This is a genomic window from Pseudomonas aestuarii, assembly GCF_027988105.1.
Classification (GTDB): domain Bacteria; phylum Pseudomonadota; class Gammaproteobacteria; order Pseudomonadales; family Pseudomonadaceae; genus Aquipseudomonas; species Aquipseudomonas aestuarii.
The window spans coordinates 104,862-130,821 of sequence record NZ_JAQJZJ010000011.1; the positions used below are offsets into that span (position 1 = coordinate 104,862).

Annotated in this window: 20 protein-coding genes and 3 pseudogenes; 10 read left to right on the plus strand and 13 right to left on the minus strand. The window is 62.2% G+C overall.

Features of this window, described 5'->3' with window-relative positions; genetic code table 11:
• Nucleotides 1–117: 117 nt before the first annotated feature.
• A complete protein-coding gene (gene putP, locus PH586_RS20295; RefSeq protein ID WP_271349617.1) occupies nucleotides 118–1,602 on the minus strand; it encodes a sodium/proline symporter PutP in 1,485 nt (494 codons plus the stop codon).
• Nucleotides 1,603–1,754: 152 nt separating this feature from the next.
• Nucleotides 1,755–4,934 (minus strand): bifunctional proline dehydrogenase/L-glutamate gamma-semialdehyde dehydrogenase PutA, encoded by a 3,180-nt coding sequence (gene putA / locus PH586_RS20300; protein ID WP_271349618.1) that lies wholly within the window; start codon nucleotides 4,932–4,934, stop codon nucleotides 1,755–1,757.
• Nucleotides 4,935–5,448: 514 nt separating this feature from the next.
• Between putA and PH586_RS20305 the strand changes: the two genes are divergently transcribed.
• Entirely contained in the window at nucleotides 5,449–6,474 is a 1,026-nt protein-coding gene (locus tag PH586_RS20305; RefSeq protein WP_271349619.1) for a substrate-binding domain-containing protein, read from the plus strand.
• A 21-nt stretch (nucleotides 6,475–6,495) separates the two neighbouring features.
• Here the strand turns inward: PH586_RS20305 and PH586_RS20310 are convergent, their stop codons facing one another.
• From PH586_RS20310 to PH586_RS20325, 4 genes are all read right to left on the minus strand, one after another.
• Nucleotides 6,496–6,702 carry a DUF2905 domain-containing protein gene (locus PH586_RS20310; protein ID WP_271349620.1) on the minus strand — a complete coding sequence of 69 codons (207 nt, stop codon included), beginning with the start codon at nucleotides 6,700–6,702 and terminating at the stop codon, nucleotides 6,496–6,498.
• 34 nt (nucleotides 6,703–6,736) lie between these two features.
• On the minus strand, nucleotides 6,737–7,015 hold the full coding sequence (locus PH586_RS20315; protein WP_271349621.1) for a hypothetical protein: 279 nt from the start codon (nucleotides 7,013–7,015) through the stop codon (nucleotides 6,737–6,739).
• 451 nt (nucleotides 7,016–7,466) lie between these two features.
• Nucleotides 7,467–8,744 (minus strand): Y-family DNA polymerase, encoded by a 1,278-nt coding sequence (locus PH586_RS20320; RefSeq protein WP_271349622.1) that lies wholly within the window; start codon nucleotides 8,742–8,744, stop codon nucleotides 7,467–7,469.
• Nucleotides 8,731–9,162, minus strand: coding sequence for a LexA family protein (locus PH586_RS20325; protein WP_271349623.1), 432 nt, complete (start codon nucleotides 9,160–9,162; stop codon nucleotides 8,731–8,733). The genes PH586_RS20320 and PH586_RS20325 overlap by 14 nt, the downstream gene beginning before the upstream one ends.
• A gap of 94 nt (nucleotides 9,163–9,256) precedes the next feature.
• On the opposite strand from PH586_RS20325, the gene PH586_RS20330 reads away from it, so the two are divergent.
• On the plus strand, nucleotides 9,257–9,973 hold the full coding sequence (locus PH586_RS20330) for an SOS response-associated peptidase (RefSeq protein WP_271349624.1): 717 nt from the start codon (nucleotides 9,257–9,259) through the stop codon (nucleotides 9,971–9,973).
• Nucleotides 9,974–10,096: 123 nt separating this feature from the next.
• Nucleotides 10,097–10,280, plus strand: a pseudogene (locus tag PH586_RS23805) (aldehyde dehydrogenase family protein); the annotation flags it as partial.
• Nucleotides 10,281–10,464: 184 nt separating this feature from the next.
• Here PH586_RS23805 and PH586_RS20340 read toward each other — a convergent pair.
• Together PH586_RS20340 and glgP are read right to left on the minus strand one after the other, a co-directional pair.
• Nucleotides 10,465–10,920, minus strand: a complete 456-nt coding sequence (locus PH586_RS20340) for a c-type cytochrome (RefSeq protein ID WP_271349625.1) — start codon at nucleotides 10,918–10,920, stop codon at nucleotides 10,465–10,467.
• 1,459 nt (nucleotides 10,921–12,379) lie between these two features.
• Entirely contained in the window at nucleotides 12,380–14,881 is a 2,502-nt protein-coding gene (gene glgP / locus PH586_RS20355; RefSeq protein ID WP_271349627.1) for an alpha-glucan family phosphorylase, read from the minus strand.
• Nucleotides 14,882–15,139: 258 nt separating this feature from the next.
• Here glgP and PH586_RS20360 point away from each other — a divergent pair.
• The 7 genes and pseudogenes from PH586_RS20360 to PH586_RS20390 all read left to right on the plus strand — a co-directional run.
• A pseudogene (locus PH586_RS20360) lies at nucleotides 15,140–15,199 on the plus strand (hypothetical protein); the annotation flags it as partial.
• A 103-nt stretch (nucleotides 15,200–15,302) separates the two neighbouring features.
• Nucleotides 15,303–15,386, plus strand: a pseudogene (locus PH586_RS20365) (DUF159 family protein); the annotation flags it as partial.
• Between the two features lie 25 nt (nucleotides 15,387–15,411).
• A complete protein-coding gene (locus PH586_RS20370; RefSeq protein WP_271349684.1) occupies nucleotides 15,412–15,615 on the plus strand; it encodes an SOS response-associated peptidase family protein in 204 nt (67 codons plus the stop codon).
• 568 nt (nucleotides 15,616–16,183) lie between these two features.
• Entirely contained in the window at nucleotides 16,184–16,870 is a 687-nt protein-coding gene (locus tag PH586_RS20375) for a TIGR04211 family SH3 domain-containing protein (protein ID WP_271349628.1), read from the plus strand.
• A gap of 465 nt (nucleotides 16,871–17,335) precedes the next feature.
• Complete coding sequence (locus PH586_RS20380) at nucleotides 17,336–18,391, plus strand: methyl-accepting chemotaxis protein (RefSeq protein WP_408637014.1); 1,056 nt, start codon at nucleotides 17,336–17,338, stop codon at nucleotides 18,389–18,391.
• A 5-nt stretch (nucleotides 18,392–18,396) separates the two neighbouring features.
• Nucleotides 18,397–19,251 carry a nitrate- and nitrite sensing domain-containing protein gene (locus tag PH586_RS20385; RefSeq protein WP_271349630.1) on the plus strand — a complete coding sequence of 285 codons (855 nt, stop codon included), beginning with the start codon at nucleotides 18,397–18,399 and terminating at the stop codon, nucleotides 19,249–19,251.
• Between the two features lie 10 nt (nucleotides 19,252–19,261).
• Entirely contained in the window at nucleotides 19,262–20,539 is a 1,278-nt protein-coding gene (locus PH586_RS20390) for an EAL domain-containing protein (RefSeq protein ID WP_271349631.1), read from the plus strand.
• 114 nt (nucleotides 20,540–20,653) lie between these two features.
• Here PH586_RS20390 and PH586_RS20395 read toward each other — a convergent pair whose 3' ends face one another.
• The 5 genes from PH586_RS20395 to PH586_RS20415 all read right to left on the minus strand — a co-directional run bounded on the left by PH586_RS20395 (nucleotide 20,654) and on the right by PH586_RS20415 (nucleotide 25,829).
• On the minus strand, nucleotides 20,654–21,400 hold the full coding sequence (locus tag PH586_RS20395) for a Crp/Fnr family transcriptional regulator (protein WP_271349633.1): 747 nt from the start codon (nucleotides 21,398–21,400) through the stop codon (nucleotides 20,654–20,656).
• Nucleotides 21,401–21,520: 120 nt separating this feature from the next.
• The gene (locus tag PH586_RS20400; protein ID WP_271349634.1) at nucleotides 21,521–21,940 is read right to left on the minus strand and encodes a group I truncated hemoglobin; all 420 of its coding nucleotides are present in this window, start codon (nucleotides 21,938–21,940) and stop codon (nucleotides 21,521–21,523) included.
• A 2-nt stretch (nucleotides 21,941–21,942) separates the two neighbouring features.
• On the minus strand, nucleotides 21,943–22,803 hold the full coding sequence (locus tag PH586_RS20405; RefSeq protein WP_271349635.1) for a DUF3034 family protein: 861 nt from the start codon (nucleotides 22,801–22,803) through the stop codon (nucleotides 21,943–21,945).
• 4 nt (nucleotides 22,804–22,807) lie between these two features.
• Entirely contained in the window at nucleotides 22,808–25,150 is a 2,343-nt protein-coding gene (locus PH586_RS20410; protein WP_271349681.1) for a putative bifunctional diguanylate cyclase/phosphodiesterase, read from the minus strand.
• Complete coding sequence (locus PH586_RS20415) at nucleotides 25,137–25,829, minus strand: methylamine utilization protein (protein ID WP_271349636.1); 693 nt, start codon at nucleotides 25,827–25,829, stop codon at nucleotides 25,137–25,139. Before PH586_RS20415 ends, PH586_RS20410 begins: the two co-directional genes overlap by 14 nt.
• Nucleotides 25,830–25,960: the final 131 nt, after the last annotated feature.

Genomic DNA, 25,960 nt, shown 5'->3' on the forward strand with positions numbered 1-25,960 from the left:
TGTGGGCCGGCAAAGCACTATCGGGTCGTCGTGGGGCCCGAGTCGGGCATCAGCATTGCAATCCTGACTCGGGTGCCCCGCCAGCAGACGACCGGCTGCAGGCGGGGATGACACTCATCAGGCCAGCTCGCGCTCGACCTCGTCGAACTGGGCTTGCACGGCGGCTTCCGGCTCTTTGGTCAGCAGGCTGACAACGATGATGGCAAGGGTTGCCAGGATAAAGCCGGGAATGATCTCGTACAGATCGAAGATCCCGCCGGACAGCTGCTTCCAGATCAGCACGGTCAGGCCACCGAGGATGATGCCCGCCAGAGCGCCATTGCGGTTCATGCGCTTCCAGTACAGCGACAGCAGGATGGCCGGGCCGAAGGCGGCGCCGAAGCCAGCCCAGGCGTAGGACACCAGGCCCAGCACGGTATTGTCCGGGTTCAGGGCCAGCACCAGGGCGATGACTGCAATCAGGACCACGGCGCCACGGCCGATCCAAACCAGTTCGAAGTCGCTGGCGTGCTTCTTCAGGATCGCCTTGTAGAAGTCTTCCGCCAGGGCCGAGGAGCTGACCAGCAGTTGCGAGTCGGCGGTGGACATGATCGCGGCCAGCACGGCGGCCATCAGGATACCGGCCACTACCGGGTGGAACAGGCTGTTGACCAGGACCATGAACACGGTTTCGGCGTCGCCCAGGTCGGTTTCCAGGTAACCCAAGGCCACCCAGCCGATGGACAAGGCAGCGACCAGGGTCAGGGCAGTCCAGCTCACCGCAATGCGACGGGCAGTCGGAATGTCCTTGTTATCGGAAATCGCCTTGAAGCGCGCGAGGATATGCGGCTGGCCAAAGTAGCCCAGGCCCCAACCGACCAGCGAGAGGATCGCGATAATGCCCAGCGGTTGGCCTTTGGCATCGTTGAAGAAGGTCAGCAGCTCGGGATTTTTCGCGGCGATCGCCAGGTGGGCGGCTTCGACACCACCCACTACGTTAAGGGCGAATATCGGCACCAATACCAGTGCGGCAGCCATCAGCAGGCCTTGCACCACGTCGGTCCAGGCCACGGCGAGGAAGCCGCCGAACAGGGTGTAGGAAACCACCGCCAGGGTGCCGACGATCACGGCGATCTGGTAGTCGAAGCCGAACACGGTTTCGAACAGCTTGCCGGAAGCCACCAGGCCAGAGCTGGTGTAGAACAGGAAGAAGGTCAGGATGATCAGCGCCGACACCACCCGCAGGGCGCGGGATTTGTCGTTGAAGCGATTTTCGAAGTAGGACGGCATGGTCACCGAGTCATTCGCCGTGTGCGAGTAAACGCGCAGGCGCTGGGCGACGAACAGCCAGTTCAGCCAGGTACCCGCCAACAGGCCACCCGCGATCCAGGTGGCTTCGAAACCAGCTGCCAGGGCATAGCCCGGCAGACCCAGCATCAGCCAGCCACTCATATCGGAAGCGCCAGCCGACAGCGCCGCGGTGGTCGGGCCGATGGAACGGCCGCCGAGGATGTAATCGGACAGGTTACTGGTCCGTTTGTAGGCCACCAGGCCCAACCACAACATCATCACCAGGTAGACCACGAAGGTCACCCCTACAACAAAAACGTTCTGCTCGTTCATCTTGTTGTTCTCTTGTTGGCACGGCTCTGGCCGTGGTTCTAGTTTTTAAGCGACTGCCGTATGCGGTCACTGCCTTGAAACCACCGACCCGGTGCACGCCTGAAATCCGGTCGGGGGCGGGACAAGCCTTGTGAGCCTGCCCCTGAAATGCCTCAGTCTTCGTCGCCCAACGACAGCAGCGAAGCGTTGCCGCCCACCGCGGTGGTGTTGACCGACGTGGTGCGTTCATTGACGAAGCGCAACAGGTAGCTCGGACCGCCGGCTTTTGGCCCGGTGCCCGACAGACCGCAGCCGCCGAACGGCTGCACCCCGACCACGGCGCCAATCTGGTTGCGATTGACGTAGAGGTTGCCGACCCGCGCCAGCGCCTCGATGCGATCTGCGGTTTCCTCGTTGCGGGTGTGCACGCCGAGGGTCAGGCCATAACCTGTGCCATTGATCGCGGCGACCACCTTTTCAAGCTCGGCCGCCTGGAAACGCACGACGTGCAGGATGGGGCCGAAGTTCTCTTTCTTCAGCTCGGCGATGCCGCCGATCTCGAACGCCACCGGGGCGACGAAATGACCGTGCAAGCTGGCCGGCAGCGGGGTTTCAGCAATCAGCTTGCCCTCGCCCTTGAGCTGGGCGATATGCGCGTCCAGGCCGGCCTTGGCTTCGGCGTCGATCACCGGGCCCACGTCGCTCTCGCGCAGGTGAGTCGGCCCGACTTTCAGCTCGGCCATGGCGCCCTTGAGCAGATCCAGCACGCGCTCGGCGATATCGGCCTGCACATAGAGCACGCGCAGGGCCGAGCAACGCTGGCCGGCGCTGGTGAAGGCCGACTGCACGGCATCCTTGACCACCTGCTCGGGCAGCGCGGTGGAGTCGACGATCATCGCGTTCTGGCCGCCGGTCTCGGCGATCAGGGCGGCGATCGGCCCCGCCTTCTCGGCCAGCTGACGGTTGATGATCCGTGCGGTGTCGGTGGAGCCGGTGAAGCACACGCCAGCGACGCGGGCATCGCGGCAGAACACGCCGCCGAGGGTGGCGCCATCGCCCGGCAGGAAAGCGATGACATCCTTCGGCAGGCCGGCCTCGAACATCAGCTCCAGGGCACGCGCGGCGATCAGGCTGGTCTGCTCGGCCGGCTTGGCCAGCACGCAGTTACCGGCGACCAGGGCGGCGGCGATCTGGCCGAGGTAGATGGCCAGCGGGAAGTTCCACGGGCTGACGCAGACGAAGATGCCACGGCCTTCGTGGAACAGCTCGTTGCGCTCGCCGGTCGGGCCTTTCAGCTCTTCGCGGCCCAGACGCAGACGCGCCTGCTGGGCGTAGTAACGGCAGAAATCCACCGCCTCGCGCACTTCGTCGATGCCGTCCTGCATGGACTTGCCGGCTTCCACGGTGCACAGCGCCATCAACTCGGCACGGTTGCTCTCGAGCAGATCGGCCAGACGCTCGAAGATGCTCGCGCGGCTGTCGATGGCGGTGGCATTCCAGCGCGGCCAGGCTGCGCTCAAGCCGTCCAGCGCCTGAGCCGCCTGGGCGGCGCTGGCGAACTGGGCGGTGCCGACGACCTTGCTCAACTCATAGGGACAGTGCACGTCCTGCGCGGTGCCGGCGAGCTTCTCGCCGTTGATTACCGGTGCGGCCTGCCATTGACGGTTGAGGTGCGGCTTATAGGCGAGCTCAAGCTCAGCGAGAGAGTGCTGGATGTTCATGTTGAGGCCTTGGGAGTTTTTCCGCGCGGCACCGAACAGCGCGGGCGGAAGGGGGATTTTGTCATTGCCGAGGGTTTTGAACTGGCGCAGTTGCGTCACCGGATGATCGAGCAGTGACTCGATCGGCGTGCTCGGGTCAACCAGCTGGTGGACGAACGAGGAGTTCGCGCCGTTTTCCAGCAAGCGGCGGACCAGATAGGGCAACAGGTCCTTGTGCGCACCGACCGGGGCATAGATGCGCACGGTCTTGCCATGCTTTTCCAGCACGGTGTCATAGAGCGCATCGCCCATGCCATGCAGGCGCTGGAACTCGAACTCGCGCGGCTGCGGGTGCTCGGCGGCCATCGACAGGATGCAGCTGACGGTATGCGCGTTGTGGCTGGCGAACTGCGGGTAGATCACATCGCGGGTGAACTCCGACAGCAGGAAGCGCGCACAAGCCAGGTAGGAGGTGTCGGTGCCTTCCTTGCGGGTGAACACCGGGTAGCCGTCCAGGCCCAGGACCTGGCACTGCTTGATCTCGGTGTCCCAGTAGGCACCCTTGACCAGGCGCAGCGGCATCTTGGCGCCGAGTTCCTTGCCCAACAGGGTCAACCACACCAGCACCGGCAGGCAACGCTTGGAGTAGGCCTGCACCACCAGGCCGAATTCGCCCCAGCCGGCAATCGCCGGGTCGCGCATCAGCTTCTCATAGAGTTCCAGCGACAGTTCCAGGCGGTCGGCTTCCTCGGCGTCCACCGAGATACCCACGCCCAGCTTGCGCGCCCGCACGGCCAGCTCCAGCACGTTGGCGAACAGCTCGCTGAGCACGCGCTCGCGCTGGGCCACTTCGTAACGCGGATGCAGGGCGGACAGTTTGATCGAGATGGAGGGCTTGGGGCCGGGGCCGACCTGCGGCTCGGCACCGACGGTGTCGATCGCCTTGCGATAGTCAGCCATGTACTTCTCGGCGTCGTCGGCAGTCAGTGCCGCCTCGCCGAGCATGTCGAAGGAGTAGCTGTAGCCTTTTTCGCGTTCTCCACGACCGTTCTTCAACGCCTCGGCGATGTTGCGGCCCAGCACGAACTGCTTGCCCATCAGCTTCATCGCCTGGTTCATCGCCGCGCGGATGACCGGCTCGCCGGAGCGCTTGACCAGACGCCCGATGACGTTCTTCGGCCGGCCATCGGCAGCGGACGGATCGACCACCTTACCGGTCATGACCAGGCCCCAGGCGGCGAAGTTGACCAGTACATTGTCGCTCTGACCGAGGTGGCGTTCCCACTCGGCGGCGCTCAGCTTGTCGCGGATCAGCGCATCCGCGGTGGCGGCGTCAGGGACGCGCAGCAGAGCCTCGGCCAGGCACATGAGCATCAGCCCTTCCTGGGTGTCGAGGCTGTACTGACGAAGCAGTGCGTCGAGGGTATCGACGGCATTGTCCCGGCTACGTACATCCTGAATCAGGGTACGGGCACCATGGCGGATAGCCTCGATGCCATTTTCACCGGGATCGGCGAGCTGCAAGAGCTCAGTGAGATAGGCTGCCTCGTCAACGCTGTAGTTGGCGCTGATGACAGGAAAAAAATCGGCGGCCTTGGCGGCCGAGATCCGGTTAAGGAACTCGTCCTGCAAGACGTGACTGGCTTTAAACATCACGCCCATCCTCTTAAGGAAACTGTTGTTGTAGGAACCACTGTTACTGGGTTTGGCGCAAATGCACTGGTCTGACCATTGCGCTCGGCCAATCCACACGGCAAACAGTGGATAATTGAATTTAGTTGCATAGCCATGACCGCTTCTTGCAGAAAGCTCTGAAGTTTTTGCAAAAACCTATGAGCTGGGGAACTAACGGCGAACCCAGGTTCGGGAACTGGCGCCATCCAGGCGAGACTCCGCCGGGGAGCAAGTGGCCCAGCCACATGGCCGTGCCTGCCCGCAGCACGCGGCGGGATAGGCGTGGCTCGCCAGCGACAGGGTGGATGCTGCCTAGCGCGGCAACCATGCCCATTGCCGGTCAGGGCCACCGAGGAATTGCCGGGGCAGGCCCCTGCCCCGGCGCCCCTGAGCCGAGGGTTCGCAGCGGCCGCTATGCTCTATGGCATGGAGCCATCAATGCTCTGACTACGGCGCTCGGGTTGTGTGCTACCCGGGCGGAGGGAGGACTGCCATGAAGGCTGGTGCCTTACTAAGCCTGCTGATCGCCGCCCTGCTTGGCCTACTGACGACCGTCAGCCATGCCGACTGGACAGGGCCTCTGGAGGGGCCGGTGGCGCTGCCGGACAAGCGGGTGATGTTCCTTGCCTCCGACTTTCGCAACGGCGGGGTGGTCGCGGTGTATCGCAGCGTCGAGCAGGCGGCGAGACTGATCGGTTGGCGGGTGCAGGCGCTGGATGGGCATGGCGATGCCGCCGAGTGGCGGCGTATGGCCGAGCAGGCGCTGCAGCAGGCACCGGACGGCGTGGTGCTCGGCGGCTTCGGCGTAGAAGCGCTTGGGGAACTGCCCGCGCGGTTCAAGCAGCGCAAGATACCCCTGGTCGGTTGGCACGCAGGGGATACACCGGGGCCGAGCGAGTGGCTGTTCAGCAACGTCACCACCGACCCGCAGGTGGTCGCGGACATGGCCGCAGACCTGATCATCGGCGAGGGGGCAGTCGGCGTGGTGATCTTCACCGACAGCCAGTTCGCCATTGCCAGGGCCAAGACCAAGCGCATGGCCCAGCGCATCCGCGAGTGCCCGGACTGTCGCCTGCTGAGTATCGAGGACCTGCCGATTGCCAGGGTATCGGAGGAGATTGCCGGCCGAGTCAGGCAACTGCAGCAGCACTTTGGTTCGGCCTGGACCCACAGCCTGGCGATCAATGATGTGTATTTCGACCATATCCATGTGCCCCTGGCGCGGCTCGGACGCCAGGATATCCGCCATGTGTCGGCCGGCGACGGTTCGGCCAGAGCGCTGGCGCGGATCCATTCCGGGCTGTCCCAGCAGATCGCCACCGTTGCCGAACCGCTCGGCGCCCATGGCTGGCAAGTGGTCGACGAATTGAACCGCGCCTTCTCCGGCGAGCCACCCAGCGGCTATGTTGCCCGGCCGCTGCTGGTCACCACCGAGGTATTGCGCGAGAGCGAGGCCGTCAGCATCGAACTGGATAGCAGTTACGAGGCCGGCTATCTGCAACTGTGGCGGCCGGACTGATGCGCTCAGGCGATACCGCCGCTAGCGCCGGAACAGGTTGACCAGCAACGTCAGGACGATGCTGACCAGCAGCATCGACGTCAGCGGAATGAATACCCGGCCGCGTGGCGATTCGAGGCGGATGTCGCCCGGCAAGCGGCCGAACCAGTGCAGCAGCCAGGGCGCGAAGTGCAGTACGGCGCCGAGCAGCAACAGTGCTGCACCAATCATCATCAACCAACGCGCCATGCTGCCTTCCCGCCTCCATCACCCAACTCGGCTCTCAGCCAAACTTCTCGTCATAGTCCGCCGGGGTCATGCCGGCGCTGGCCAGGCATTCACGCAGGTGCTTGATGTCCTGCTTGCTGCACACATTGCCGTGGTGCGGGTGGTGCAGCAAGAACTCGTGCTGGTTCAACAGCACCCGAAAGCGCGCACCGAGAATGGGCTCGATGGTTGCACCGAGGTGATGCAGCAAAGACTCGACCTCGCGCCAATGGACGTTGCCGGGCAACGGCCCCTGGAAAATCGAGTGCAGGAGAACCTGGTATTTGTTGCTCATGGCTCGACCTCAAATCGGCTGCTCGGCTATTGCTAGGATAGTCGAGTGTGCGCTTGTGCCTCATGGCCCAAGGGCCGATGGGCGCTGCAGGCGATGATCCAGGCCGGGCATTAGCGGCGCGGTCGCAGGCGGGTGAATTGGCGACCACCCTCGCCCGCCGCGACGACGCCGATCGGCAACGGGCGCAGAGCGCCGAATACCTGGCCGAACCGATCAGCGCCGCCCGGCCCCGAACTGATCAACCGCGCCGTCGCCTGCAGGTGGAACCGTTACGTAACCAGCCGACCAGGCCGATCAACACTGCCCCCCCTAATTACCGCGACAATGAACCTTGCCAAGCGTACGGCCGAAGAGCCCGGAGGGTGGTCTTGGCGCGCCACCGCAGCTCGGACCGAGGCGGCAGAGCATGAATGACTGCAGCCGCCCCCTCCGTGGCAAGTCATCCCAGCCCTTAGGTGACCCGCCATAACTGCTCGATCCGCGTCGTATAGCTTGGGCTCATCATCTCCCGCCGCATCCCCCAGTCAGGTTGCGCCGGCACCCCTGCCGGGTGCATGGTCCCCCGCCCCCAGCGCGCATTGATCGCATCCATCACGCCCATCACCCGCTCGGCAGCCTCCGGCGGTGTCGCGACGAACAGGTCGTCGGTGAACTCGCCACGCTGACGCAGATCGAGCAACAGGATCTCGGCCTTGCTGAAGGCAAAGCCGGCCCGGTAGATCAGCTCCAGCCCCTCGGCGGCGGCCTTGGTTATCAGCCGGGTATCGTCGGTCGGATAGGGCAACTCACAGATAATGCCCTTGGCGAACTTCGGCTCGTCCGGGTTGAACATGCCGGTGCGGATACTGACCCGCACCTTCTTGCACAGGGAGTGCTGCGTACGGAGCTTTTCACAGGCCCGGGCGGCGTAGGTGGCCACCGCTTCGCGGATCGGCGCCAGCTCATGCAGGCGTTTGCCGAACATCCGGCTGCAGCAGATTTCTTGCCGCGGCGGTACTTGCTCCTCAAGCGCCAGGCAAGGTGTGCCGCGCAGCTCACGGGCCGTCTTCTCCACCACCACCGAGAACTTGCTGCGCAGTGTCCAGGCGTCTGACTGGGCAAGCTCCCAGGCCGTACGAATGTTCATGTCAGCCAGGTGGGCGGTCATCTGCCGGCCGATCCCCCAGACCTCGCTGACATCCATCGCCCTCAGCAGCTTGTCGCGCTTTGCGGGCTGGCGGATGTCCACCACCCCACCAGTCTGCCGCTGCCATTGCTTGGCCGCACGGTTGGCCAGCTTGGCCAGGGTCTTGGTCTGGGCAATGCCGACCCCTACCGGAATGCCCGTGCAGCGCAGCACCCGTGCCCGCATCTCGCGCCCCAGTGCCTCCAGGCTGCCGGGCATGCCGGTCAGGTCGGCGAACGCCTCATCGATGCTGTACACCTCCAGCACCGGAGCCATCCCCTCGAGGATGGTCATCACCCGCTGACTCATATCGCCGTAGAGCGCGTAGTTGCTGGAGAACGCCAGAATGCCGTGCTGGCGCAGCTTTTGTCTGATCTGAAAATACGGCTCGCCCATCTTGATACCCAGCACCTTGGCCTCAGCCGAGCGGGCGATCACGCAACCGTCGTTGTTCGACAGCACGACGATAGGCGTACGCAGCAGATCCGGGCGGAACACCCGCTCGCAACTGGCGTAGAACGAGTTGCAGTCGACCAGGGCAATTGCCGACTCAGCCTGGGACATGGCAGTGCACGCTGTGGGTGACCACGCCCCAGATCAGCAGCTCGTCCCCCTCGAGTACATAGCGCGGCGCGTAGGCCTTGTTCTCGGCCCGCAGCACGAGCTGCTCGCCCTCCTTGGCCAGGCGCTTGACCAGGGCATCGCCGTTGAGCGCGGCGATGACGATCAAGCCGGGCCGCCCCTGCATCGCTCGATTGACGATCGCCAGGTCGCCATCGAACAGCCCCGCGTCGATCATGCTGTCGCCACTGATGCGCACCAGGTACATATGCGGCGCGCGCAGGTCGAGCAGCTCGTCGAGGGATATCTCGGCTTCGATGTGATCCTGCGCTGGCGAGGGAAACCCGGCCGGGACGCGGAAGGAATAGAACGGCAGGCTCACGGAGCTGCTGCTCAGTGGCCCGAGAATCGTGCAGGACATGGTGCACCTGTCATAGTACTGTATCCATATACAGTACAGAACAAACCCGCCAGCCTACAATCAGAATGAACAAGGCGATGACGAGCGGACGACCATGTGCGGACGATTTGCCCAGTACCAGGGGATGGCGGATTACCTGCGCGAGCTGAACAGCGAGCAGGAGGTGATCGGCGGCTGCGACAACCTGCCGCTCGAGCGCTACAACGTGGCGCCCAATACCACCGTGCAGCTGCTGCACGCGGAAGGCGGCGGCCTGACGATTGCCGCGGTGCGGTGGGGCTGGGCACCGCACTGGGCGAAGAAGGGCAAGAAGCCGGCTCCGATCAACGCCCGGGTCGAGACGGTGGCGAGCGGCAAGTTCTTCAGGCAGATATGGCAACACCGCGCGCTGGTCGCCGCCGACGGCTGGTATGAGTGGGTGAAGGACGCGAGCGATCCACAGCACAAGCAGCCCTACTTCATTCGCCTGCGCGACGGCGGGCCGATGTTCTTCGCCGCCATCGGCCAGCTTCCCCACGCCGACAGCGAGGTCAGCGAGGACTACGGGTTCGTGATCCTCACCACCGACGCCCAGGGCGCCATACGGGATATCCATGATCGCCGCCCCGTGGTGCTACCCGCGGACTTGGCCCGCGAGTGGATAGACCCGAATACAACTGCGCAGCGGGCCGAACAGATCGTGCGGGAACTGGGCCTGCAGTCCGAGGCGTTCGAGTGGTATCAGGTCGGCAAGGCGGTGGGTAACGTGAAAAACACCGGGCCAGCGCTGATAGCTCCGCTTGATTCAGGAAAGTCACCCGACCGGCTCTGACCGGCGGGAAGCGGCTGTGGATTCAACCCAAAGCCAACGTTGGCCACTGGCGGCGATCGACCCATTGCAATCATCAGCAACCGTGCCAACGAATGGTTCAATTGAGCCCACACCGGACATTGGGTTGCTGATCTCAAAGCCTCCGGCAACTGTGTGATCTTGAAGCCAGCGAACTGACCCGGTATCGCTCACCGTGCTGATGGAGCTGACCGGTGACCTGCTGCCGCCCTGTGTGCTCAACGTGGTTCTGGGCCTTGGCCGCGAAGCCGGTGAAGGCAAGCGCATCACCAAGATCGCCCTCACCGGGCCCGCACATCCTCAAGTGCGCCCCAAGAACATCATTCCGTCTACCGTGGCGCTGAGCGGCAAGTCGTCGAGCATCATCTTCGAGGGCCTCACGAACGCCGGGCCGTTCAGAGCCTTCGAAGACCTGCTACTGACCTTCACTTCCGGGCTTATGTCCAAATAATCTCCATTTTATTCACGCCCACTCAATCCACCTGAATAGTTTGGAGATAATAAACCAGCTCAAGAATCCTTCCCCGAACAGCCGCTTCCCCACCATACGGGCCATACTTATCGCCTATTTCCTCTTGATAACGCCCCCCCCAGATAGGCATTTCTCTCACACCATGACCTGACACCTGAGTTCTACCATCGATGATTTGAAAAACACGATGAAACGGATACTGGCCTGCTTTGGTTTCGTACTGGCCTGTATTGTTCTTAGCTAGCACAGTCAAATCGGCAGGTTTGATTTTCAGGAATTGTGCCATCGGCCCATTCCCTTTTGCGTCTTGACCATGACATGTTGAACAATGTAAGCGAAATTCCTCGAATCCGATTTTTACCTCTTCTGCACTGGCGATACCGCTGCCAAACACAGCTATAAAAAATACTGGATACTGGATAAAACTCAGTAACTTTTTAGCACCAATGGTTTTCATGATGACAGTCTCCGTACATACTTGAAAATGAGAACTGTGACTTCACTTTCCTACAGCCCGAAGCGCATTGGATAACAACACCTATAAAATAGTTCGTCATGGATTTTAGTCAAGTAACCTGCTGTGCCCAACAACCCGCAAATGATCCACGAACCACGTCTTTCAATAAACGGGATTGATGCTTACTGTGGGAATCGCTGGCGTGCAGTAGCGCTTCGGCGTTACGGGCCTGCGGCAACTATTCGAGGACAGGACGCAGCCAGGCTGGGGTTTCTAGCCGTTGGCTTTGGCGGTTTCAACGAGACTGTAGAGCTGAGCGCTGGCGGTTGCGCTTTTTGGCGTGTCGCTGAACGGCCAGTTCTTGCGGTTATGCAGCAGAGGTGGTGGTCGCGCGCCTGGCTGCCAAGCATTGCCGGCTTTGCATAATTTCAGAGGCTTTCCAGAAACTTCAGCAGAGCGTCAGTCGGACGATAGCGCATGAGCTTAGAGTAGCGCCGAGCAAATAGGGCTTCGACGTAAGGCACAGCGATGGCGCGGAGCCGCACCTCCAGCACCGGGGAATGAGCTGAGGAACGATCACCTAAGGAGCGGTGGGGGTTCGTTAGCTGCCGGTCACGATCGACCGACACCGACCCAAAGCCGCCTGTCACGAAAGGCGGACACCGGCCAGGAATGGACAGTCATCAGTTTTCTTGATCCCAATGCCGACCGCGGTGCACCAGTTGATACGGCGAAGTTCACTCGCAAGCCTCGCGATGTAAAAAACTACAAAAATCCGATCACTGGCGCAGATATCGAAACCAAATGCTGCAACCATCGCCAACTTAAAGAATGAAAAACTGAGTTCGGCACCGACGTTATCGACGTCCTGACACACTCAGCAAGACCTGTTTTTATTTAAAATTATGGCTCTGCGGGGCATTTTTTTCTTGGGGTTTAGAATGTTTGATCATGGCAGAGCGTATACCATGAAATCTCTTGGCGCTGAATATAATCACTTTATGCAGGCAGCCCACCAGGACAAGGTTCAATATGACGTAACGATTAAGCGCCAAACAGTTCCAGATGACCCTGCTAACAGCTTCGGCATTGAGACAGTGGCAGGCACTACCAACTTGCCACGACCAAGGAGGCATGAATGGCGTCACCGGGTTGATAGGAACTGCCCCATTAGAGACATGGAAGCCCTCTGACATATATTCAATCCTATACAAAACCCAGAGTCCGCAAGCCCTTATATTCTTTAGCTGACATTTGCTTATATTTTTCAAGAACAGCTGCGGGCAAAATCCACCCGAGAAGCTGATGAACACCCAAGTCATATCGATTAAAAACTCATGCTTATGTCTGCTGATGCGCTGCCTGGATCAAAGGCCAGATATGCAATTAGTGCCGGCAGCGACTTATGCGGCAATTAATAAAGACCTTCCCAGGCGATAAATGTGCATGCGCGGCAGCCTCAACGTTGCCAGGCAATCAGTGCATTTTCCGCCGGCAGAAAGGCGTCTGGGCGCCAGGCGCGCACCCGGGGGGTGTAATGATCCGCAGGCCGCGTTGCCGCGACCGTGATGGAAAAGATATACCCCTGAATGGCACCGGTAATGGGCCCGACTGAGTTCATCGGCAGGCATTCTGCCGGGTGCTCATCGCACAAGGCGCAATAGAGTTCCACCCTTACCCATTCCGCGGCGATCTCCCCCAGATAGACCGGCACGCTGATGTGCAGTCGGTCACCGTCGTGTTTCGCATCGACTGTGCCGAAATGTATTTTGTCCCATCCAGTGGCAACCGCCTTCTGCCACGCATGAAGTGCGCGGGCGAGCTCGGCCTTATCTTTGCTGCGGAGTCGGAAAGCCTGAATCGCCGGTTGGTAATAACGATCCTGGTATTCGAGGAACATGCGATTGCTACTGAATTGCGGCCCCAGCTGCGACATGCTGGCGCGCATGCGTTGCACCCAACCACGTGGAATTCCCTGCGTGTCGCGCGTGTAGAAGGTGGGTACTACTTCTGCTTCGAGCAGGCTATACAAGCGCTCGGCGTCGGCCATATCGTCGCTGGGAGCGTCGCCGCCGATCGCCCATCCGCAGGCAGGCTGGTACGCCTCCGCCCACCAGCCGTCCAATTCGGACAGGTTCAGTCCACCGTTGACCAGTACTTTCATACCACTGGTACCGCAGGCCTCCCATGGTCGCCGCGGTGTATTGATCCAGACATCGACGCCTTGCACCAGATGTTGGGCCAATTCGATGTCGTAATCCTCCAGGAACACGACATGCCTTCGTAGATTCGGCCGATGAACAAACTCCATCCATGCCTGGATCAGCTGCTTGCCCTGCTCGTCATTGGGGTGAGCTTTACCGGCGATGATCAACTGTACCGGATGATGCTCATCGGTTAGCAGACGCGTCAGGCGTTCCGGGTCATGCAGCAGCAGATTCGGTCGCTTATAGTCGGTAAATCGCCGCGCGAAGCCAAGCGTGAGGCAATTGGGATCAAGCACCTGCGCGGCTTCTTCAACCTGCTGCGCTGACTCGCCCCGCTGTCCAAGGTGCCATGCCAAGCGGCTACGGGTGTAATGCACCAGGTCGCGGCGTTGCTCGGCGGCCATGGTCCACAAGGCCATATCGTCACTGTTGGATACCGTCCCCGGAAGAGACTCCACCGTGCCGAGCCAACGCTCCTTGCCACAGGTGCTGGTCCACAGGTGATCGGACCAGACCGAGTCCCAGGAAGGCACATGGACGCCGTTGGTAACATGTCCCACGGGTATCTCTTCCAGCGGCCAACGTGGATAGAGATCACTGAACAGCCGACGGCTGACCTCGCCATGCAAACGACTCACTGCATTGCACTGAGCGCACCCCCGCAATGCCAGGAAAGCCATGTTGAACGGCTCATCGTCGTCCGCCGGATCACGCCGGCCCAGCGCAAGAAGTTCGCGCAATGAGATGTGACAGTCGTCGAGATAGTCGCGCGCATACTTGCCAATCAGCGTGGGTGAAAATGAGTCGAAACCCGCAGCCACTGGCGTATGCGTTGTGAATACATTACCTGCACGCGTTGCCCACCACGCCTCCCAGAACGATGTGTCCATCTTGTGCATAAAGCGCCGGGCGCGTTCCAGCACAAGCAGTGCGGCATGACCTTCGTTGAGGTGGCACACGTCAACGTCGAGACCAAGTGCGTCGAGTACTGCCCAGCCGCCAATGCCAAGCACCACTTCTTGGAGCAAACGCATTTCCGAACCGCCACCGTACAACTTAGCGGTGATACCGCGGTCGCCAGCACCATTGCGCAGATCGTTACTGTCCAGCAGGTACAGGCGCGTACGTCCGACGATGGCTTGCCATACACGCACATACAAAGTGCGACCGGGAAGCTCCAGCACGATTTTCAGCCATGCGCCTTCGTTGCCGATAGTAGGCTGAATCGGCAGGCTGGTCGGGTCATTGTAGGGATAGGCCTCGTGCTGCCTGCCTCCCGCGTCGATGTTTTGCCGAAAATAACCTTCCTGATAGAGCAAACCCACGCCAAGTATTGGAACGCCCATGTCGCTCGCCGTCTTGAGGTAATCCCCGGCCAGCACACCGAGTCCGCCTGCGTAGAGCGGAAAGGCCTCGCTCAGACCAAACTCCATGCTGAAGTAGGCGATCCGCGCCGAATCGCTAGCCGTATGCTGCTGTGCATACCAGCATGTGTCTTCAAGATATCGTCGATGCTCTTGGATGGCGTGCGCGAGCTTCTGCGAGAAAGTGGCATCTCGGCAGAGTTCGTCAAGACACTGCTGCGAAGCGTTCTGCAGAATCATCCATGGGTTATGGGTGCGCTCCCATAGTTCCGGGTCAATAGCTTTCCACAGGCCGTCGAGTGCATGATTCCAGGTCCAGCGCAGGTTAAGCGCGAGCTCGGTTAATGAGGAGAGTTGCTCCGGCAACTCGCGGGGCAAGAACGCATACACGTCAACACCTCGATGCATCCGGTAGTTTTGCGGACCCTAATCATTCGTGCCATGAGGCACATGATGACCATCGCGATCCACGATCGATCTTCCCTCTTTGCTATGGGGAGCTACGGTGTGCGCAGCTCGTGCGGCTGCCATTAGTATGGTCCGGTTGGCACAGTTTTACGGTCGTCGACGCAATGGATGTGTGAAAGAGACTCTCACCATTGGCGGACGTAGCGCGCGAGTGCAACTGATCGAACAGCTGCCGCACCGATGGACGCCCGGGTCGAGACGGTGGCGAGCGGCACGCTCTTCAAGCAGATATGGCAACACCGCGCGCTGGTCGCCGCTGACGGCTGGTATGAGTGGGTGAAGGACGCGAGCGATCCACAGCACAAGCAGCCCTACTTCTATTCGCCTGCGCGACGGCGGGCCGATGCTCTTCGCCGCCATCGGCCAGCTTCCCCACGCCGACAGCGAGGTCAGCGAGGACGACGGGCTCGTGATCCTCACCACCGACGCCCAGGGCGCCATATGGGATATCCATGATCGCCGCCCCGTGGTGCTCCCGCGAGTGGATAGACCCGCATACAACTGCGCAGCGGGCCGAACAGATCGTGCGGGAGCTGGGCCTGCAGTCCGAGGCGTTCGAGTGGTATCAGGTCGGCAAGGCGGTGGGTAACGTGAAAAACACCGGGCCAGCGCTGATTGCTCCGCTTGATTCCAGAGAGTCACCCGACCGGTCCTGAGCGGCGGAGGCGACCTTAACCGGTCAGTTGCGACCGGCCGCAAGCGGCCAAAAGCAGACCGTTCTAAGCACAGTGAGCCAGGATTGCTAGCGAAGAGGCGGGACGCCAGGCGTATCCTTGGAGCGGGTGGACGCCCGCTCCGTTGGGATGAACCATTCTGAATATCTGCCTCTGGCCGATGTCTGCCTTTCGCCACCGACCGCTTCGCCTCGGTTTCCCTTCCGCGCCCTGCAGCCCCTTTGCGGCCGGTCACAGACCGGGGCCTGGGCCCCTGGCAAAATACGCGCCTGCCAGCTAGCTGTGGCAAACGCCAAGCCTGGCTGGCCCCATGCCTCGGATCCGAGAGTGAACCCGAGGCGACTTGGAGTGTCTGTCATCGTGGGATGACACAACGGGCCATGCGCCCCTCCCGGGAGAAAGCTTTCTCCCCAGCACGCCACGATCTGCGAAGCAGTCGTGACCCAAGCCGTCGCTACGGCTTGGTGGCAGGGTCTTATAGGCTATTGCCGCAGCGCTTACCACCTGGCCATCGGAGCCTTTATCTTTTCCTTTTTTATGTGAAGTCATCATGTCCCTATCTCGCCATCTTTTTGCCCTTGCCTCTCGTCTTGCCCGCTTTCATGTCAGCGCGCAGCGCCGTGCCCTTGGCGCTGGCCTGCTCGGAGCCCTGCTCGCCATCTGCGGCCCCGTTCATGCGCAGGAGGCCGGCGACAATCAGCGCTGGGTCAGCGACAGTCTGAGCACCTATGTACGCAGCGGCCCGACTGACGGCTATCGCATAGTCGGCACCCTGCAATCCGGGCAGAAGGTCGAACTGATCAGCACCCAGGGCGACTACAGCCGGGTCCGCAGCGAGGCCGGCACCACCGTATGGATTCCCAGCAGGGACCTGCAGGACAGGCCCGGCCAGGCCGAGCGCTTGCCGCAACTGGAGCAGCAAGTGGCCGAGCTCAGCGACCAGCTCAAGACCATCGACGACAGCTGGAAGCTCCGCACCCAGGGCCTGCAGGAAACCCTGGACTCGCGCAAGGCGTTGATCGAAGAACTGCAAGCGCGCCGCAAGGCCCTCGACGTCGAGCTGACCGCGAGCCAATCGCAGCTGCGCACCGCGCAGGCGCGCCTGGGCGATGAGAACAATCAGCTGTTGATGCGCTACCTGATCTACGGCGCCGCTATCGCCGGTGCCGGTCTGCTCCTCGGGCTGATCCTGCCGGCCATGACCCGCGGCCGCAAACGCAACGACCGCTGGTTCTGAACCGCTGCCGGGCGCTGCAGCGCCACCAGCGGCGACATCGGCAGCCAGCTCGGTCAAGGGCTGCGACACTCAATCTGCCCCGATGGGCAGCCGCCCCTCCTGCGCAGGCGGGTGCAGCCGAACCGGCGAACTGCCCGGCTAGCGAAGCCGCCTTGTCACGTGGCAGCACGGCAAGAGAGCCGTTGTCTTGGTGCACCGGCAAGCCACGTTGATAACTGCCGGCACGCTATGGCATCACTCTTGCTCAGTATTCATTACTGACAGCTATCACTGACAGATCGCATCCGCAGGATTCGCTCCTGCAAGGCAAAGGCGCCTGAACCCGCTGCGGCTATTTCGCAGAGGCTTCAGGCGTTTTTTTGGCTAGCCCGTCGGAGATTCAGACACATGAAGTGGCTTACCTACCCTGCGTTCTTGCTGCTACGCGAACTGGGCCTCGTCGGCATGCTGCGCACCCTGCTGGGGATGACCCTGGCAGGTGGCGTCAGCTCGCTGGCTGCACCGACACTGCCAACAGCACCACTGTGGACAGTCCTGGCCTACCTGGCCATTGCCAGCCTGTGGCTGCTGCAGCAGGAGATCGGCCAGTTGCAACGCTACTGTGAAGGCGCCGCCCAGCATGGCGCCCAGGAGCCAGCCAGCGCCAGTGAGTGGCGGTTGCTGCAGCCGGTCAGTCGCGGCTTCCAGCAGTGGCTGAACCGCGAGCAGCGGCAACAACAGCTGTTACAGCAGCGCCTGGATGAAATCTCCCACTCCTCACACGAGCTCGAGCAAAGCGCGGCACTGGTGACCCGCAATGCCGAAGGGCAAAGCCACTCGGCTACAGTCGCGGCGGCGGCGGTCGAGCAACTGAATGTGAGCATCGTACAGGTGGCGGCGCTGGCCGATGAGTCGCGGCAAACCAGCGTGGTGGCCAGCGAGCAGCTGGCCGATGGCATCGAACAGCTCACCAATCTGGTGCAGCAGGTGTCCGAAATGGCGCAGCAAGCCATCACCACCAACGACCTGATCCAGCGGCTGAACAGCAACTCGCGCACCATCAATGAAATGTCCGGCACCATCCGCGGGATTGCCGCGCAAACCAACCTGCTCGCCCTGAATGCCGCCATCGAAGCGGCCCGCGCCGGCGAAAGCGGTCGTGGCTTCGCCGTAGTGGCCGATGAAGTGCGCCGCCTGGCCTTGCACAGCCAGGAATCGGCGGCCGAAATCAGCCGCAACATCGAATCGGTGCAACAGCACATCCAGGATGCCACGGTCCGGGTGTCCGACCTGACCGACCTGGCGCATCGCAGTGCCCACAGCTCAGAGGCGGTACGCACCCTGCTCGATCAGGTGCAGCAGCGCACCCTGCAATTGACCGAGCAGGTGGACCAGGTGGCGGTCAGTACCGAACAACAGGGCAAGGCCGTGGCGGAAATCGCCGAACTGGCCGACCGCGTCCGCCAGGGCAATGCCGACAACCTGCTGGCCGCCGATCAGGCGCGCACCATCGCCCACCATCTGGCTCATCTGACAGGATAATCAGCATGAATGGATTGCCCGGACTCCCCCTCCAGCTCGCCGGCGGCGCCGCCCTGGTCCTGACCACGCTGCTGTTCTACGCCCTGCACCGCCGCCTGCAGCGACACAGGCACCAGCATAGGCAGTTGAACATTCGCCAGCTGGCCTTGTTACGCGCGCTGATCGCCGGGTTTCAGCGTCATCGCGGCCTGAGCAATGGCGTGCTCTGTGGCGATGCCAGCCTGAGCCAGGATCTTGCCGCCGCGCGCCAGGGGCTGGACCAGCATATCCGCGCGGCCCAGGAGCTCGAGAGCTCGCACCGGGACGCCTGGAACAGCCTGATCGATCACTGGTCGCGGATGCGCGAAGGGCGCAGCAGCGACCGGGCGAACAACCTGAGCCAGCATCACCTGATCATTCGCAACAGCATCTTCTTGATGGAGGATGTGGCCAGCGAAATCGATCTGAGCGAGGGCCGTGCCGAGCTGGGCTACCTACCCTGCATCTGGCGCGAGGTGGTCCAGGCCGCCGAATGGGCGGGCCAGGCCCGCGCCCTGGGTACCGGCATGGCGGCGGCCGGCCAGAGCAGTGCCGAGCAGCGCGTGCGGATGCGTTTTCTCTACCAGAAGATCGAGCTGCTGGCCGGCACGGCCTTTGCCACCCTGCAGCGCCATGCCACCGCGCACCCACAGATCAACGGGCTGCGCCTGGAGCATCGCCAACAGGTGGTGGCGGATTTTCTGCGCTGCATAAAACAGGAACTGCTCGGCCAGGAGCAACCGGTGATTGCCGCCAAGACCTACTTCCAACGCGCCACCCAGGCCATCGACGAACTGCTGGCCCTGGTCGATGCGGCGCTGGCTCAGCTCCAGCCCCGCTGAGGAACCGCAGATGCTCAATACCGTCCAGCCGCTGCACTACGACCGGCCAGCACCAGTCCGCCCGCCAGCGCCCGAGCGGCTGACTGACCCCATTATCGCCACCCGCTATCGCGGCCTGTCACTCACCAGCCATTTCCAGCCCATATTCAGCATCGCCCATGGCCGCGCGGTGGGCTACGAAGGGCTGATTCGGGCCCAGCATGCCGATGGCACGGCCGAGCCGCCGGCCGCCCTGCTGGCGATGCCACGCAATGGCCATGAATGCCTTGAGCTGGATCGCACCTGCCGAACCCTGCATGTGCACAACTTTGCGCGCCAGGCCACGGGGCAGGCCTGGCTGTTTCTCAACCTGAACTCGCAGTACCTGGTCAGCGAACAGCCAGACATTGGTTTTACCCGCAACCTGCTGCAGGCAAGCGGTATTCCAGCGCATCGGCTGGTGATCGAAATCATAGAAAGTGAAGTCAGCGATCATGCCCAGCTGAAGCGCTTCATCAGCCATTTCCGCCAGTTGGGCTGCCTGATTGCCATCGATGACTTCGGCGCAGGGCATTCCAACTTCGACCGCATCTGGGATCTGGAACCCGACATCGTCAAGATCGACCGCCGCCTGATCCAGGACGCCGGCAATTCGCGCCGGGTGGAGCGGATTCTCACCGGCATGGTCAGCTTGCTGCATGAGGCTGGCAGCCTGGTGGTAGTGGAAGGCGTGGAAAGCGAACACGAGGCCCTGGTGGCGATTGCGGCCAACGCCGACATGGTTCAGGGCTTCTATTTCGCCAAACCACAGGCCCACATCAATGCGAGCCAGAATTTTGCCACTACCTTCGACAGCCTGCTGCGCGGCCAGCAGTGGAAAAGCGTCAAACGCAACGCCGACCTGCAGCACTATGTGCGTGAAATAGAAGGCTTGTTTCGGCAGGCCGTGGCGAACTTTGCCAGCAGCCAGCAGGTTGAGCAAAGCAGTGGCGTGCTTTTCAGCGACCCGCGCACGGTGCGCTGCTATCTGCTCAATGAGGCGGGCTATCAGGTGTCGCGCAACGTCTATGCGCCGCACTACCAGCAGCAGTTGAATGCGCGCTTTGCCCCGCTGTTATGTGGCGACAACGCCAACTGGTCGCACAGGCACTACCACTACCGGGCGCTGAAGCAACCGGGGGTCATTCAGATCAGCCGGCCCTATCTGTCGGTCGCCGATTCACGCATGTGCATCACAGTCTCGCAGACGGTCAAAGTGGGCGGTACGCTCTATGTCTTCTGCTGCGACCTGGATTGGCAGGAACAATGACCCGGCTCGCCCCACAGGCGATGCGAGCCGGATCATCCGCGTTCGATTGAGAACCTGAGCGAATCGGTCATCACCTGACAAGCCCGCATTGACCTGCAATCCTCGCTCGTTTCCTCACCGCAACGCCGGCTGCCCTTGCCGCGGTTCGGCGGGAACATAGAACAGCAGGCGATCGGTTTCTTTCTTGACCACGGCGTAACACTCGCAACTCAGTTGCTCGAGTTTGCACCGATCCAGCACGTGGATATGCCCGCGGCTGTATTCGATCACGCCAAGTTTCTGCAACTTGCCGGCGGCCTCGGTAACCCCTTCGCGGCGCACGCCAAGCATGTTGGCGATCAGTTCCTGGGTCATGACCAACTGGTTGCCTGACAGGCGATCCAGCGATAACAGCAGCCAACGGCACAGTTGCTGATCAATCGAATGGTGGCGGTTGCACACGGCCGTCTGCGCCATTTGCGTCAGCAGCGCCTGGGTATAGCGCAACATGAGGTGCAACATCTCGCTATGGCGGTTGACCTCATCCTTGAACTGCTTGCCGAGCAAGCGGAAGGCATAGCCGGCGCTCTGCACGATTGCCCTGCTCGGGGTGCTTTCGCCGCCCATGAACACGGCAACGCCGATCAGGCCTTCATTGCCCACCACGGAAATCTCCGCCGAGGCGCCGTTCTCCATCACATAGAGCAACGACACGATGGCGTCGATCGGGAAATAGACGTGGCGCAAGGCGTCCCCGGACTCATACAAGACCATGCCGAGCGGCAAGGGTATCAACTCGAGATTCACCAGTAGGCGTTGCTGCACTTCGGCCGGCAAGGCCGCCAGCAGGTGGTTCTGTTGCGGGATGGGCATCACGGACATAGCTGCCACCGTTCGAGTGAAGGTCAGTTCCCCACGACACAGGATAGTCCCTGCGAGTCCTTCTTGCGTGCGCTAGCGCACAGAGACGGTCACCAGGCTGGACAGTCTCCTGGCAGGCCGCTAACGCTCGATCACCTGGCCGCGCATGGCTGCCAGGCGCGCCAGCAGGCGGTTCTGCGCCGGCGTGGCGATGCCTTCGGCGTCCATGGCGTCCTGCAGGTTTTCCACCAGGGCATTGAAATCGCTGCGGGTGAGATTCTGGCCCTTGTGGCTTTCCTCCATGCTGTCGCCGCTGTAGATGCAGGGGCCGCCGGCCTCGACGCAAACCTGTTCGACCAACTTGTCGCGCAGACGCACGATGTCGATATTCTCGAAGTGGCGGACGATGCGCTGGTCCCTGGCGATGTTGAGCAGCATGCCTTCGACGATCCGGGTGATGCCCGGCTGTTCGCCCAAGGCGCGGTAGAGGCTGTCATCCGTTGGCGCGCGCTGGGCGCAGGCGGCCAGGCTCAACGCCAGGATCAGCAGCAAAATGCGCATAGTCAGAAGCTCCCCTGCACGGACAGGTAGGCCGCGTTCTGGTTATCCAGACTGGCAATCTCCCCGAGGCGTGCGTAGGCCAGTACCACCGCCAGGTGTTTGTTGGGAAAGTAGCCGAGGAACAGGTCGGCCCAATCGCTCTCACCCGCGAAGCTGAGGTTGTCCGGTTTCTCGCGGTATTCGATACCGAGCGCCCAGTGACGGTCGAACAGTACGGCGGCCGAGCCTTCCTTGAGCAGCGAGTGCTGGTCGCGGCGGTCGCCGCCGAAGCCGAGCAGGCCCAGTTCGTTGGCCCGGCTGTAGCGCAGGCCACCGTTGAGCAGCAGGTTGTAGCCGAAGGCGCCACCGAGAATCAGCCGACTGGCACTGAGATAGCCTTCCGTGTCTGCGCTGCGCCGGGCACCGACCAGGCTGGGAATGAGGAAATCCTTCTGCCGCTTGTGCTGGACACCGAGCGATAGCTGGGGCAATTGCCCGTAGATCAGGTCGCCGAACAGGCGCACTTTCACCCCGAAAACATCCTGGCTCAGGCTGTTCTGCGGCAGCTTGAGACCTCGCGCCAGGTTGCCCAGGTCGAAGCGCTGCCGTGCATAGGATACTTCCACACGGTTGTCGAATGACGCCGCCACACCCGCCACATCCAGACGGTAGTCAGCCGTTTCCACTCGAGTGGCGAACACATCGCCCCCCCACTCACCACGTTCGCCATAACCGGACAGCACCGCCCAGGGAGTGATACCGCCACCCGCCGCACCCTCCAGGCTGCTCGCCCCGCCAGTAGCCAGCAGGCGGCCCTGGTCGGCAACCGCCAGACCTGAGCACAGACTGAATAACGCAACGCCAAGCCATTGTGAGTACTGCATAGGCTTAGGACACCTTCAAAGCGGCTGCCGGTAACGGCTGGGCGACCCAGGCCTCGAAGGCCGCCGCCGGCAGCGGCCGGCTGATCAAATAGCCTTGGGCTGAGTCACATTGCCAGCGTTCGAGCATGCGCAGGCTACAGGCCAACTCGACGCCCTCGGCAACCACCTTGAGGCCCAGGCTGTGGCTCATTTCGATGGTCGAGCGGACAATCACGGCATCTTCGCTGGCCTCATCAAGGTCAAGGATGAAGGACTGGTCGATTTTCAGCTCCTGCACCGGCATGCGTTTGAGCTGGGTCAGCGAAGAATAACCCGTGCCGAAATCGTCCACCGACAGGCTGATGCCGAGGTCGCGCAAACCGTGCAGCACCTGCAGCGCCAGCGTGGGATTGAGCATCACCCCGCTCTCGGTAATCTCGAATATCAGTTGTTCGGCCGGCACCTGATAGCGCATCAGCAACTGACTGACGCGCGCAGGCAGCTTGGGGTCGACCAGGTCTTCGGTGGAGATATTCAGCGACAGCTGCACGCGCAGGCCGCGGCCATTCCATTCGCGCAACTGCCGCAGGGCCTCTTCAATCACCCAGGCGGTAAGGTTCTGGATGCTGCCGGTACGTTCGGCCAGGGGAATGAACTCGCCAGGCGAAATCATCCCCAGTTGTGGATGCTGCCAGCGCAGCAGGGCTTCGGCCTGACGCACCTTGCCGGCGGCGATATCCAGCTTGGGTTGGTAATGCAGCAGCAGCTCGGCGTTGTCGGGAGCCAGGCGCAGGTCGCGGATCAGGCGAATCTGGCGCTGGTGTGCGGCGTCGCGGCCGCGCTCGTACATCTGCAGGCGGCCAGGCAGTTGCGCGGCGTCCTGCATGGCGATGCTGGCGCGGCGCAACAGATCATCCGCGGTTTCGCCATCGGCCGGGTAGGCGGCGATGCCGACACAGCAGTCGAGGACGACCTCCTGATTGCCGATGCGCAAGGGTTTGCTGAGCAATTGCTGCAGGCGGTCGCCGACCACAATGGCACTGTCGCCGTCGCTGTTTTCCAGCAACAGCAGCAACTCGCTGGTCATCAACTGAGCTAGGCTGTCGCCGGGGCGCAGGCTGTCCTGCAGTCGCTGGCTGAGTTGCTGCAGGGCCAGATCGCTGGCGCCCGGCCCACAGCTGTCGTTGACTGCACGCAAGTTGCCTACGCCCACGTATAGCAGCGCCGTTGGCCGCCCGGCGGCAATCGCGCTACCGAGCCGCTCCTGTGCCAGGGTGCGGTTGGGCAGACCGGTCAGCGCATCATGCAGGGCGTTATGCGCCAGCTGTCGCTCACGCTCGGCAATGCCCTGCTGCATGGTATGAAACGCCTTGGCCAGGCTGCCCAGCTCATCGTTGCGATGCAGTTCCAGGGGCATCTGGTAATCACCCCGGCCCACCCGCTCGGCCACAGCGGCCAGGCGCTGTACCGGCTGCGAGATATTGCGCGCCAGCAACAAGGCACCACCGAGCGCGGCCAGCAGCGCGACCATGGCAATTAACAGGATATTGCGATCGAGCGGGGCGAAGGCCTGTTGCGCCTGGGTCATGGATTTATGCAGCAGGGCCCGGACCTCAAAGCCATCGCCACTGGCGAGCACCAGCCGTTGATCGAGATAGCGCTCTTCGCCGATCAGCATCAGATCGCTAGCAGCGGCTGGCTCAATCGCCATGTCGTTCTGCAGCAACGCCTGCGTCGAGGCTGGCAAGGTGCTGATCCAGATCGCCGGCAGCCCCTCCTGGCGGGCAACCAGGGTCAGTTCGAGCAGGGTCAGTTCGCGCAGCTCGCGCGCGAATGCCTCGTCCACCTCGAAGCCCATCATCACGCGCGCGATCGGTAGCGGGGCATTGACCGTAGCCTGCACCAACAGGTAAATGCTGTCGCCAATCGGCAGCAGGACAATCTGCTCGCCGTCGCGCTGCAGCGCCCTCACCTGAGCACTCAGGCGCGCGGCAGTCTGGCCGCCGATGCGCTCGTCGGTGCTTACCTCAAGATTGCCATCGAGGCCAAGCATCATCACCGCGCTGGCATTGATCCGTGCACCATGGTTAGCCAGCGCCGAGCGAATGGTTGCGCTATCGCCGCTGGCCACCGCCGCCTTGAAGCCAAAGTCGGCGGCCAGCACCTGCACCGCGTCGTGCAATTGCCGACCGCGCACATCGAGCAGTTGTTCAAAGACTCGCGTACCCACATCCAATTGCTCGCGGGCCTGGCTGCGCACGGCCACAGTGGTGGCGGCCTGAACGGCGAAATACAGTGCGCCGACCACCACCAGCATCAGCAGGATCAGCACACTGGCTATGCGCGCCTGGAAACTACGGGGCAGCATCACGCTTCGCTTTCTTGAACGCATCGCCAAAGGCACTCGCGGGCCCCTGCGGCGGAGCGACAACGGTGGAGGCCTGCATCGCCAGGGTAAAGCGCTGCCGGGTTTGCAGTTCGCCGAGCACCAGCGTGCCTGCAGCTTGCGGCAGCATGTCGGGGGCCTGCGGGTGCCACAGGCTGACGGCGTAACTGCCGACCGGCAGGCTATCGAGCTGGACCCTGCCCTGGGCATCGCTCACCGCGAACCAGGGGTCGTCGGTGACATAGACATAGCCGACCATCCAGTCGTGGATATTGCAGCCGAGCACCACCGCACCGGGCGTGTCGAACAGCACAGGTGCGCTGGGTGTGCCCTGGTACAGGCGCAGCTCGAAGCGCTTGGCCGGCGAGAAGGAATAGACGTGGTGGCGAATATTGTCGCTGTTGGGGAAGGCCACCTTGGTACCGCTACGCACCACCAGCACGTTCGGCACGAACTGCTTGGCCTGTTGATCCATCAGCGCCGTCACGGGCTCGGCCTCCGCGCCCAAGGGCCCTTGCAAGGTCAACACCGCACCCGTCAACGGCTGACCCTGGGTATCGACCAGCTCGGCCTGCAGACTGGCGGCCCAGAGCGCTGGACTGATCAGGCAGAGCAGGCCAAGCAAGCCGGCGCGCAGAAGATAGAGGAAAGGTCTGGTCATGCGGATCACTCATGCTCGGTGCCAACCGCACCACAATAGGAATACTCACCGCCCGGCAACTCCGAAGAGTTCACCGGCTGTCAGTGCCGACAGACTAGCCGGGCGCGTCCAGAAGATCACGCATTAGCATT